Origin of the sequence: Bartonella sp. MM97QHHN (assembly GCF_042194285.1) — a bacterium.
In the GTDB taxonomy this organism is placed as follows: Bacteria; Pseudomonadota; Alphaproteobacteria; order Rhizobiales; family Rhizobiaceae; genus Bartonella.
Window position 1 is genome coordinate 200,343 of sequence record NZ_JBHIMS010000113.1, and the last position, 12,350, is coordinate 212,692.

A 12,350-nucleotide genomic window follows, 5' to 3' on the forward strand; every position below is an offset into this window, starting at 1 on the left:
ACATTCCCTTTATAAATTAATCTATCTTTTTTCCGATATCTGCAATCGTACGCAATGAAAGAGAGAAATTAAAGTTTTGCAAGGGTGCTTTCCTGCCTGGATTCGTTACCTGTTGATAACCGAATGTTAACCCGAAACATTCATCCATATAACTCAAGCTAATTCCTCGCTTTATAAATGTACCAGATACTAAATCATAACCGGCGTTGCTATTAATGGACCAATAATCTGCCAATTTAAGTCCTGTTTGAAAAGAAATTTCTTGGCGCTTTTGAGAATATTCATAATCTGGTTGCTTTGCGATATAGGCATATTGTAGAGCCGCCCAAAAATTTTGCCATTTTTGTGATGCTTCGATTTCACTACGGCGGATTTTCCCTGTTTTTTTGTCAAAGCGTCCACGCGTTTCTAAGGAAAAACCACTTTTATGGGTTGTACCAAACATTGCAACATAGTCTGAACGTTTTGCCTCTAAGCTAGAATGAGTACCAACATTGATAAAGTCCTTTTCTGCAAAAGAATTCTTTCCTGCTAGATGAAAGGATTGTCCAATGAGACTATAAAGAGACCAATTATCATTAAGGCTTCCAGAATATCTTATACCTATATTGGCTCTTGTACCACCTTCTACACGATCATAACCAGAAAATTTGTCTCGTTGAAAGAGAGTGGTTGCATCAAAGACAAAGCTTTGAGCATTTTCATTAGGAATTTGTCCAATATATTGTTCATTATTGCGTATAAAAATTTGTGCAGTTGGTTCTATAATATGTGTAGAATGATCAGCTATAATGAGGAAGGGATAGCGTAGTTCCAACCCTGCTGTTGCCATGCCACGAATTGCTGAACCATGAATTGCGGATAAGGCATTGTTTTCTATAGAATCTGTATGATTTTTGCTTGCATTGGTTGTAATGATATCAGTTCGTAGAGAGAGAAGAGGGGTTAAAATGAGTCCATTGTGCGTGTTGAAGCGCTTTTTCCACTGAAGCTCGTTTGTTAAACGCAAACTATTTCCAGCCATACCAGAAAGTCTTACTGTGTTGAGAGGGTTTCCGTTCTGGTCGGGTGAACTGAAGTCAGCATGGCGACGATAAACTGATTGTATATTACTATGGAAGGTAAGCTCTCCATTATAAATGGGTTCATCTGGTGTGAAAAAATAATCGATGCGTGGTAAGACCCACGCTTGTCGAGAGTGACGTTCATAATGAGGATCATTCAGTATTGAATCTTGAACTTTAAAATGATAAAAACGCATATCAAAATAATTTTTTCCTGCAAGACCATTCAGATAGATCTGAGAAAGTTGTGTAGGATTGTTATAGTTTTCAAGTTTATAGGCACGACTAAAATGCCGATCTGATTGTGCAAGAATATCCCATCCATAAGCCCAGTGTGAGTTAATACGAGAATCCCCCTTTGTCGCCAGCATATAACGGTTTTTATGTTGGGCATCAATCGTATCATTATCAAATCTATGCGGTTTCATTTGATATATATGAGCAAAGCGAATGTTATAACGGCCCGTTTTTAAACGCTGACGCCATTCCCCTTCGGTTAAAAGCCCTTGTTGGGTATAAACCGTAGAAGAAAGGGTAAAATCATAATGGGGGGCGAGATTCCAGAAATAAGAATTCTTTATCCCCATACCGAGATAATCAGTATAAAAAAAATGAGGAGTAAGCAGACCGCTAGCACGCCTGACAGTTGGATCATAGATCTCAAAATTTGGAAATTTTATAACCGGTACACCAAAAACTTCAAAACTGCTATTTTCAAACCGAATTTTTTTGACGCTATTATTCCATATGATCTTTCTTGCTTTAATTTTCCATAGGACGTCTCGATCTGGTTTATAAGAGCAAGGTTCACAGGCTGTATAGGTTGCATTTTCAAAGACTGTTATGTGATTGTGTTTGCGTGTAGCATTTTGGGCTGAAAAGTGAACATTGTTGGCTGTATCAATACGTAAGGCGTTTACAAAACCCTCGCCAAGATCTTTGGTCATATCAATTTGGTTGGAATAAATTTTATTACCATCCTTTTGAGTAATTTCAACGTTCCCTTGTGCTATAAGCCGTCCTGTTTTTTGATTGTAAATAATTTTTTGAGCGATAACTTTATTGCCATCATATTCGATTTTGACATTACCGTTTGCAGAAACAGTGTTTTCATCACGATTGTAGATGAGTTCATCCGCAGAGAGCAAAAGAGGAGGTTCCGGATTTTGAATGCGACTTTGAGAAGGAGATTGAAGGCTTTGAGCGTGCGCACAATAAGATAAAGCACCTCCTAAAATAATCCCCACAACACTTTTAAAAGCGAGAGCACTTAATTTTGTTAAAATAGTTTTTTTAAGTGTTAATGCTTTCACTTAGCCATCCTCTTTATGAAGTAAAAAAGAGATTCCTAAGAATAACGCAATAACAACGGGTGTCCAAGCTGCAATAATTGGTGGAATATATCCAGCATTACCAAAAGCTTGAACAAGTACGGAAATAACATAAAGCATAAACCCAGCTATTACGCCACCAAGAATCAACATTCTAGATTGCCCAAAACGTGTAAAATTTAAAGATACAGTTGCTGCAATGAGGGTCATTGCCACAAGCAATGCCGGTAATGCAATCAAAGATTGGAAATACATATCAAAATTATTAGCAGAATAGCCAAATGAACGTGCAATCATAATTTTTTTTGGCAATTGGTAAAATGGAATAGTTGCGGGATTCACTAAACGTTCCGTTAAAAATTCAGGTTTTAGATTGGTTTTTATTTGCAACACGGTAAATTTTTCAGGAGGATGCCCTATTTTATAGATTGTTCCATTTGTTAATTGCCAAAATCCATTAGTCAAGGTTGCTTTTGGGGCGTTAATCCAATTTTTAACGGTTGCATTGTCATTGTATTGTACAAAGGTTGCATCGAGAAGAGAAAGTCCTTGATCGGTGATAGATTTAGCACCAATGGTTGTTCTGCCTAAATTTGTACGTTGTGTTAACCAGTGGATACTTGTATTGTGAAGAGGTGTTAGTACATTGTGATTGCGCCATTCAGTCATCTTTTTTTCTGCTTGAGAAAATCCCCATGCAGCAAGTGGATTAATGAGAAGAATTGAAAATAATCCTAAAAGAAAAGCTCCAAAACAAGCTGGCATAAGAAATTGCCATGCAGAAACACCGATTGAACGAGTCACCACAAGTTCAAGTTTTTTGTTGAGCGAGATAAGCGTTGCCATTGCAGAAAAGAGTGCAATGAAAGGGATAAGTTGTTGCATGATAAAAGGGATGCGTAAAACAGAGAGGAAAAATGCATCTTTTGCTGTATAATGCGGAAGGGAAGATAGCCTACCGGAATTCTCTGTGAAATCGATTAAAAGAGCAAGAACAAAAATGCTTCCCAAGAAATAACAAGTTATTTTAAGATAACGTATAAAAAAATATCGTCCAAGTGTCCACCCAATCATGATATTTTATCCGAGGAATCTTGAGATTTTCGATGTTCAAATTTGTTCATTATTTTTTGAAAAGCGATTTGAAGTATCTCATTAACTTTTGTGGGAAGCCCAATTTTATGATTCGTTAAAAGCATAAAAAAGACAAATGCACTTGTTCCTATAGGTATAATATAAAGGAGAGGAACGTATGCAAGATCGCTTTTTGATTTTTCTGCGAAAAAATATCCTATCCAATACACCAGAAAAGAAAGGGCAATTGCCGAGAGGTTTGCGGAATGACGAGCTTGTCGATGGGAGCGTACATCCCCTGCCGCTGCTAATGCAATAAGTGAAAAAACAATAGGGTAGAGCCATTGTGTTAATCTGCGGTGAAATTCAGCTTTATATTGGAGTGGTTTTCGTTGATAGTAGGGATCTTTTGGGTCAGGGTTTTGTAAATAAGAAAGAGACCGATCTTTTGGATAAAGAGTAGGTGTTTTATCACTGGGGATAAACTCTCCTAGGCTAAAAGTATATGAGCTAAATTGCACGATTGAAACACTGTTATTTTGATGATTGACTCTTTCTATTTCACCGTTATTGAGAACCAGAAAACTGCCGTTTTTATTATTCACAATGGATGCGTCTGTTGCATAATAAAAAAGATCAGTTTTAGGATCACGCTGGTCGGCAATGAAAAGGCGTTCAAGTGTTCCGTTTGGATTTCGTTCGCCAATTTCTATGTAAAGGTTATTGGCGAGTTTTTGAAAGCTCCCTTCACTAATGAATAGATTAATAAGATCAAAATGAGCGCTTGCTAGCATTTGTCGCATATGAAGACGCGCTTGAGGAACAACAAAATTAGCTATAGAAAAGGAGATACAGGATGCAACAATAGCAAGAAGAAGGATAGGTTTCCAAACAGTACTTTTAGGAAAACCAGAGGCATTGATGACAGCAAATTCTGAGTCTTGATGCATTGCTGAGAGGATGGTTGTAACTGCGATCACTAATGCAAATGGAATGACAAGAAAAATAACAGAAGGAACCAATGAGAGTGAAAATTGTAAGACTGTGAGGAGTGTTTGTTTACTTGTTGTGAGAAAGTTTATCCGTGCAAGAATTTGTATAGTCCAACTAACGCCCACTGCTGCAATCATGACAGAACTAAACAAAACAAGGACACGTTTCAGGATGTAGAACTCAATAATACGCATAAATTGGGGAAAATCCTCAGTTTTTAATTCGATAGCAAATATTCTTACTGCTTTCGGTTAAAATGTAATAAAGTTTGAAAAAATATCCTTTCATGAATTGGATATTTTTACCAAATAAATAATATAAAATTGCCTATGAGGTCCTCTTTAAATTTTCCGTACATTATATTTTATTTTCAACTATAGTCTACAAAGAAACTAGAAGAATCTAGAAGATAACTTAAAAAACTTTTTATTAACGTTGAAAATAAAAATTATTGTCTTTTAAAGACACGTGCAAAAAGATGATGCATCTCAATCAAAAAAGAGGGTTTATATCTTGAACCGTTTCCTTTGTATTAGGAATATAGAGGTTTTTTTAAAAAGATGTTAGCTTTTTTATAAAGAATGATGAAGGCTTAAGAGATTGGATATTTTATTCTATCATTTGACGCAGTCAACGCTGAAGGATATTTTGCCGACGCTTGTGGAGCGTGCATTGGCTCGTTTTGGTACAGTAACAATACAGTGTGTGAGTAAAGAACAACGCGATTCTATAGATATACATTTATGGGTTTATACTGATGAATCATTTATTGGACATGGAACGGAGTGTGATCAATATCCAAACTTTCAGCCTGTATTTCTTACGACAGGACAAGAAAATCCGAATGATTCAAAGATTCGTTTTCTCATAGAGGGAGCTGTTTGTTCGGATATTGATGCTTATCAACGACTTGTCGTGATATTTGATGGTAAAAGTGAAGAGCAGTTGAATCTCGTTCGTGCACAGTGGAAAAAATATAAAATGGAAAATCATAATTTAACGTATTGGCAACAGACTGAAGATCGTCGCTGGGAAAAACAGGTTTAATGCGTCTCGTATCTATTGTTCTGATTTTTATAGGATTACTGGGAATAGTAAATCCTTCACTTTTTATTACGGAAGGCTCAGGGGGAGGGCGTTGGGTTTTTATTGTGATTTTTCTTTTAGGCATGTTAAATATATGGACTATAATTAAAAAAATGAAACGCCATAATGATGATTATTGATCGAATTTTGCTTGTTTTATGGGCTGTGATGTTGTCCTTCTTTTGCGTTTCATGGTTGGGGACAACGCATATCTTATCAGAAATGTTTGCTGTTTCTTATATAAGCAATATTGCAGATTTTTTATTTTTCTTTTTGAGTGCCTTGTTCGCGGGAATATTGTGGTGGAAAATACCTCAACCCCTGTCTTTAAAAATGAAACTGGCAGCATTTTTGCTGCCAGTACTTATTTTATTCTTCTTTGTTATATTTTAGTTGGATATTTCATCATCTGTAAATCCGACGAAGCAAATCAGTGAAATAAAAGAAGCAAGAAGCAAATAATAGCCGATATAAGATGTATCAAAATGTTGTACCAGATATTCTGCAATATAAGGCGCAAGAGAGGCTCCTACGATACCCGATAAGTTGAAAGTAATAGAAGAACCAGTATATCGAATTGCTGTTGGGTATGGTGAAGCCAAAACAGCACCAAGAGGACTGTATATCATCCCCATGATAGACAAACCGATAACAGACATTGCAAGGACTCCTATAACTCCAGAATTTAAGAAATAAGGAATTGCAAAAGAATAGATACCGGTGATGATTGTAACCCAAATCATCAAAGTTCGACGTCTAATACGATCAGCGAGTTTTCCAGTGATGACAGTAAAAATTCCACAGAAAATAGCACCAACAATTTCGACTTGAAGAGCTTGATAAAATGGCAATTGCAGATGGTTTGTTGAGTAGCTTAACAAATATGCAGTGACCAAGTAAAACAAAACAAATGTTGCCATACCAGAAAATATTCCAAGAAATAGGATTCGTGGACATTTTAAAAAGACATCGATGATAGGAACTTTGACACGTTCTTTACTTTCAAGAGTTTTTTTGAATTGAACAGTTTCATTGATTGAAAGACGGATCCATAATCCTATAATCATAAAAACAACTGAAGCAATAAAAGGAATGCGCCATCCCCAAGCTAAAAGTTCTTCATGATCAAGGAAATGCAACAGACCTAAATAAACGGCAATAGATAAAAATAAACCGATTGGAACACCCAATTGGGGGAACATCGCGTACCAGCCGCGCTTTTCTGGAGGGGCATTTTCTGTTGCGAGCAAAACAGCTCCTCCCCATTCTCCTCCTAATCCCATTCCCTGTCCAATACGGCACAAGGTCAAGAGGAAAGGGGCAAACCATCCAGCGGTTTCATAAGTAGGAAGAAAACCAATAATGACTGTTGAAAGCCCCATTGTGAGAAGAGAAGCAATAAGTGTTGCTTTTCTTCCAATTTTATCTCCAAAATGTCCAAAAACAATTGATCCAAAGGGCCGAGCAAAAAAGGCCGCTCCAAAGATCAGGAAAGATTGTAAAATGGCAATCTGATCATTTTGTGTTGGAAAAAACACATGAGGAAATATGAGAGCTGCGGCAGTGGCAAAGACATAGAAATCAAAGAATTCAATTGTTGGGCCAATAAGGCTTGCAAACAAAATGCGACGAGGGGAATTTCTGTTGCTTGTAGCTTTCATTTCTGAGTTTATAGACATGAATAGAATGTCCCTTTCAGTATATGACAAATCAAATGACGAGTTAACTGACTATAACTATAGAAATTTCAAATCAGTGTCGAGTCAATATTGTGACACTTCGTTATATATTAGAATAATGATTATGGACTGATGAGTATGAATAAGTGGTCTATATATTATCCATATTGAATAAAATAAAGACACTGCTTTAAATGCTGTAGAAGATGGCAATAGGTGGACATAAACGCAGCTCTCATTCACATTGCTGTTTCCTTTAAAGTTTAATGCTATTTTTATCTATTAAGGAATCAATCTTATTCGTAGATCGGTGTTTAGTGTCTTAAAATATTAAAAATATTTTTCATGGATGCAATTATAACACTTTTAAAGTGTATCTAAAACAAATTAAATCTTTTAGCTGTGCATGCATTTTAAAACACATGATGTATATTTGATCTGTCAGAGTTTAATCCATCGAATGCTTTGTTATCTTAAAAAAACATGAGGTTGAGCAATTGCATTGAGTTGTTTTGGTCTATGCACTTTTTTCTAAATGGGAGAATTTAAATTTAAAATTATGGAGTGTGAATAATGCAACGCAAATTGAAATTAAGTTTTTGTGCATTAATAACCAGTGGTTTTTTTGTCAAGATTGCGAGTGCAGATGGAGTAGCGACACCAAAAGAAAAGTTATTAACACCAGTAAGTATCAGTGAACACCTAGAAGAGACAAGAAAGTTGTTATCGGAAGTGAGGGGACTAAAAGAAAAAAAGGGGGAATCAAAAAAGATAGAGAATAAACAGACAGTAGAAGGAAGTGATCTTTCAGAAGAGGAAAGGAAGAGATTAGAAAAGCTATTCTTTGAAGTCCTCACAAATTCAATAATAAGCGATGGTGCTGCGATCTATATTACTAACCGTGACTCTGAAGGTTCTGAAATAAATAGCTTTAACTATAAAGATGCAGCTTATTCCATTAATAATACGGTTAGAGAAGGGGGAAAACTCTACATTGATGCAGCAAGTGTTAGTAGAGATACAACAATTGAGCATGGTGGGATTGAGGTTGTACAAAACTTGAGCAGTTCGGAATATGCCACTGTAAAAAAAGGTGGTAAACAAATTGTTGAGAGTGGTGCAAATGCAGAAGGGGCTCAAATCCATGGTGGCGAGCAGATTATTTTTGGTAAGGGAAGCCTTGGATCTGGTTTATCGCGAAAAGATAAGGCAAGTAGTGCTTATAACACCGAAATTTATGCTGAAAATGGAATGCTAGGACTACAAAGTGTCTATAGTGGTGGGATGGCTGTTGACACAAAGGTTATGAAAGGAGGTGTCCAGAATCTTGATGGTAAAGAGAATTCTAATAACGGCTTTGCAGAAGATACTGATATAGAGGGTGAGGATTTTACAATAAATGAAGGGGCTTTTGCACTGAGTACAGAACTTTTTAAAAATGGTGCGCAGAATATCTTAGCAGGAGGGAATGCGAGCGAAGTTACTTTATACGATAGAGCTACTCAGAAGATATATGATTCTGGATACGTGGATAATCTAACAATTAATCATCAAGCAAAATCATGGGTTTTTGCTGGTGCGATATTAGGTGAAAATACAAATGTTAATAATTTTGGCAATCTCTATCTTTATGCTGGAAATGGTGAAGCTGTTACGGAAGTAGACAATCTTAATTTAAATGGAGAAGATACCAAACTATACATTATTGCGTCTGAAGATAACAGCAAAAAACTTCAGGTTAATGTCCAGAATTTAACGGGAAGTGGCAGAGTTATTTTTACGTCTTTAGGGACTAATAAGCATTATTCTCAGCTTAATATTGATGATCTTTCAGGTTCTTTACATTTCAATTTTAATGTCAATTTTGCCAAGCACCTTAGTGATTATCTTGTCATTAAAGAAAGTGGTTCAGGTTATCATACAGTAAGTATTACTGATTCTGGGGGTGAGATCACAATCCCTTCCCACAGAAGATTTACATTAATTTCTGATCATAGTGGAAACGCTCATTTTACTCTGACAAACACTTTTGGTGAAAAAATCAAAGCTATTGATGCCGGAACTTACATGTACAGTTTGAAACAGAGAAAAAATGAGAGCAATGGTAAAATCTGGTATTTAGATGCGAATTATGCTCTTGATGAGACAAATACCTCTTTATTTTCTGATTTTAGCTTGCAACCATCTGCTATAGCTTCATTATCGAATGATCTCACAGAACGCACAATTGAAAAGGGAATGATTGTTACGATTGCTGATCCTAGCTTTGATAGTAACAGTGAGAAAGTTGAAAGCACTGGAGAAACTTCGATTAGTAATACAGTTAAAGACAGTGGAAAGATCTCCGTTTATCACGGTGGTTTTAGCTTGTATACAAAAATTCAAAGAGGCGGCACTGAGCTTGTTAGAACACAGGGTCTTTCACAGGATAGTACAGTTAAGAAAGGGGGAAAACAAAAGGTTGAAGATGGGGGAAAAGCTGAAGGGGTTAAAATTTACGGTGGTGAGCAGTTTGTTTCAGGAAAGTCTGATATCAAAGGTGAGATGGTAAGAAGCAGTGCCTATGACACTATCGTTTCTGGTAAAAATGGAGTGTTAGGATACCAGAATGTGTATGATGATGGAGAGGTTTTTAGCACAAAGATCATGGAAGGAGGGGTACAAAATCTTTTTGTGGAAGAAGATCTAGACCATTATAGCAGTTTTGCATTTGATACGAAGGTCTTTTCTGGTGGAGAGCAACACGTTTTAGCGGGAGGAATTGCGATTGGTGTTCTCTTACAAGGGAATGCTTTCCAAGCAATAGATTTAGGAGGCTATGTAAAAGATTTAATAATTAAGGATCAAGCACAATCGTGGTTACATTTTGGTGCAACATTAGAAGGAAGCACTATGATTCATGATTCTGGACGGATTTATCTTTATGCTGGTACTGAGCGATCTCGTACTGAAGTAGAAAAAATTGTTTTAAATGACAAAGATACCACATTATACTCTATTGCTTCCAAGATAGACGGTGAAAGCTCTTTGATTGAGGATTTAAGCGGGAATGGACGCGTTATTTTTACTTCTACCGTGTTTAATCCACATTATTCTAAACTTGAGGTCGGTAATCTTTCAGGTAATTTACATTTTAGGTTTAATACTAATTTTGTAGAACAGCGCGGTGATTATCTTCTCATAAAAAGAGGAGCAGGTCATCACACCATAAGCGTTATCGATTCTGGTGTTGAAATTACCAATTCTCCTCTACAAGATCAGAATTTAGTTTTGGAACTTGATTTAATTCATGATCAAAGCGGAAATGCGCATTTTACTCTGATAGATTTTTCTGGAGAAGAGACGAGTACGATTGATAATGGAGTCTACATGTATGGCTTAAAGACAAAAGATGATAATGGGGCAAAGACTTGGTATTTGGCTACGTCACAAATAACTTTTGCTCCTGTAATCTCTTCACCTTATGCGGAGTCACCTATAGATAAGCTTCCTGAAAAAGAAGAAAATATGACATCGTCAAAAGATTTTAGTATCTCTGATGTAATTGATTACAGTATTGGCGAAGGAGGAGGAATTCTACAAAGCTCTTTGCTCGGTGATGATAACGTAGTTTATATCTCTGATGATGGAGAGCGAGGTGTTCTTAAGAAGTCCATTAACAATACAATTCAGGGATCAGGAAGACTTTATGTTGAAGCTGGTGGTTTCAGTAAGAATACGACAATTGAAAATGGTGGTGTTGAGATTGTAGGGGAACAAGGGATTTCAGAATTTACGATTATTTACGAGGGTGGAAAACAAAGAGTGGAGGGAGGAGGAACCGCATTGAGAGCTGAAATTTATGGTGGGGAGCAGCTTGTTTTCGGAGATGGTTATGTAAATGGTGGAATTGTGGGGAGCAGCGCTTATAACACGACACTTTATGGTCAAGGTGATACGCCAGGACAGCAGAATGTATATGATGATGGGATGGCTGTGGGAACAAAAGTGATGAGTGGAGGAATACAAACTCTTGCTAAGTGGTTCGCAGATGATGATGATTTTATACAAAAGAGTGGTGGTTTAGCCGTAAATACTGAAGTTTTTTCAGAGGGTATGCAGCGTGTTTTAGCAGGGGGTGAAGCGAATAGAGTAATTTTACGCACTGGTGGTGTTCAAGAAGTCTATGCGGGTGGAATTGTGAAGAATCTAACGATTGAAGGTAATGCCAATTCATGGATTTCTCCTAGTGCAATATTAGGAGGAGAAATAAAAGTTCAAGATTTTGGTGGGATCTATCTTGATGCTGGAGGTGATGGTCAACAAACTATAGTAGAAAACATTGAATTAAATGGAGAAGACGCTCAATTATACTCCGTTGCTCGTGGGGTTGACGACAAAAGTACACGCATTCAGCAGTTAAGCGGTGTAGGAAAAGTCATTTTCACCTCTTCTGAAGATGATTTATATTACTCTCAGCTTTATATTAATAATCTAGCAGGGAGTCTACACTTCGATTTTAATGTCAGCCTTGCAGAAGGAAAAGGTGATTACCTCTTTATTGAGAATGGGAGTGGTTTTCACACAATAAGTGCCGTAGATTCTGGTATTGAAGTTGTTGATCCTTCTTCAGCAGGACTTGATTTAATTTTTGATCAAAGTGGTAGCGCATCTTTTACTCTACAAAGTTTTTCTGGCGCAAAAACTGTAATGGTTGATGGAGGAACTTATATTTATGGCTTAAAACACAAAAATATTGAGAATGAAGAGGGAAAAATTTGGTATTTGACTGCAGTTTACATGGATAGTGCGCCACGCAGAAGCAGATCTATGCGGCATTTAAATCAAAATCAATCAGTTTCTTCTCTTTCAACGATTACAGCACCACAAGAGCATGCTATTAAATTGCCATGTCGAAGAAAAAACCGCCAAAACTTAAGGCAAAAATCTCAGGCTTCTGTATCTCCAACTATTTCCTCTCTTAGAAGTCACGTTACTGAAGTCTTAGGTTCAGGAAGTTCTCATCCTCTTTCTGATGAAAAACAACAAACTGCTGTTTTAACCTCTTCTCAATCTTTAGCCGATCAAATGATTGTGCGTCCAGTTCATAAAGAACAACCTTTTCCACAATTGAGTGAGAATCT

At 36.7% G+C, this 12,350-nt stretch carries 8 protein-coding genes; 4 read left to right on the top strand and 4 right to left on the bottom strand.

Going from position 1 to position 12,350, the window contains the following annotated elements:
- Positions 1-16: 16 nt before the first annotated feature.
- The 3 genes from ACFIJW_RS10160 to lptF are packed head-to-tail and all read right to left on the bottom strand — an operon-like array spanning position 17 to position 4,656.
- Positions 17-2,377, bottom strand: a complete 2,361-nt coding sequence (locus ACFIJW_RS10160; RefSeq protein WP_375634336.1) for an LPS-assembly protein LptD — start codon at positions 2,375-2,377, stop codon at positions 17-19.
- The gene (lptG, locus tag ACFIJW_RS10165; RefSeq protein ID WP_375634113.1) at positions 2,378-3,469 is read right to left on the bottom strand and encodes an LPS export ABC transporter permease LptG; all 1,092 of its coding nucleotides are present in this window, start codon (positions 3,467-3,469) and stop codon (positions 2,378-2,380) included.
- Positions 3,466-4,656 (bottom strand): LPS export ABC transporter permease LptF, encoded by a 1,191-nt coding sequence (gene lptF, locus ACFIJW_RS10170; RefSeq protein WP_375634111.1) that lies wholly within the window; start codon positions 4,654-4,656, stop codon positions 3,466-3,468. The genes lptG and lptF overlap by 4 nt, the downstream gene beginning before the upstream one ends.
- Positions 4,657-5,062: 406 nt before the next feature.
- Here lptF and ACFIJW_RS10175 point away from each other — a divergent pair, with 406 nt between their 5' ends.
- Genes ACFIJW_RS10175 through ACFIJW_RS10185 form a run of 3 tightly spaced genes read left to right on the top strand, consistent with a single transcriptional unit; the run spans position 5,063 to position 5,941 of the window.
- The gene (locus ACFIJW_RS10175) at positions 5,063-5,509 is read left to right on the top strand and encodes a DNA polymerase III subunit chi (RefSeq protein ID WP_375634338.1); all 447 of its coding nucleotides are present in this window, start codon (positions 5,063-5,065) and stop codon (positions 5,507-5,509) included.
- A complete protein-coding gene (locus ACFIJW_RS10180) occupies positions 5,509-5,688 on the top strand; it encodes a hypothetical protein (RefSeq protein ID WP_375634340.1) in 180 nt (59 codons plus the stop codon). The genes ACFIJW_RS10175 and ACFIJW_RS10180 overlap by 1 nt, the downstream gene beginning before the upstream one ends.
- Positions 5,678-5,941, top strand: a complete 264-nt coding sequence (locus ACFIJW_RS10185) for a hypothetical protein (protein WP_375634347.1) — start codon at positions 5,678-5,680, stop codon at positions 5,939-5,941. Before ACFIJW_RS10180 ends, ACFIJW_RS10185 begins: the two co-directional genes overlap by 11 nt.
- Here ACFIJW_RS10185 and ACFIJW_RS10190 read toward each other — a convergent pair.
- Positions 5,938-7,227, bottom strand: coding sequence for an MFS transporter (locus ACFIJW_RS10190; protein WP_375634342.1), 1,290 nt, complete (start codon positions 7,225-7,227; stop codon positions 5,938-5,940). The two genes, ACFIJW_RS10185 and ACFIJW_RS10190, sit on opposite strands and share 4 nt — an antisense overlap.
- Before the next feature lie 573 nt (positions 7,228-7,800).
- Here ACFIJW_RS10190 and ACFIJW_RS10195 point away from each other — a divergent pair.
- Positions 7,801-12,350 (top strand): pertactin-like passenger domain-containing protein (locus tag ACFIJW_RS10195; protein ID WP_375634344.1); only part of this gene is annotated, 4,550 nt, incomplete at its 3' end.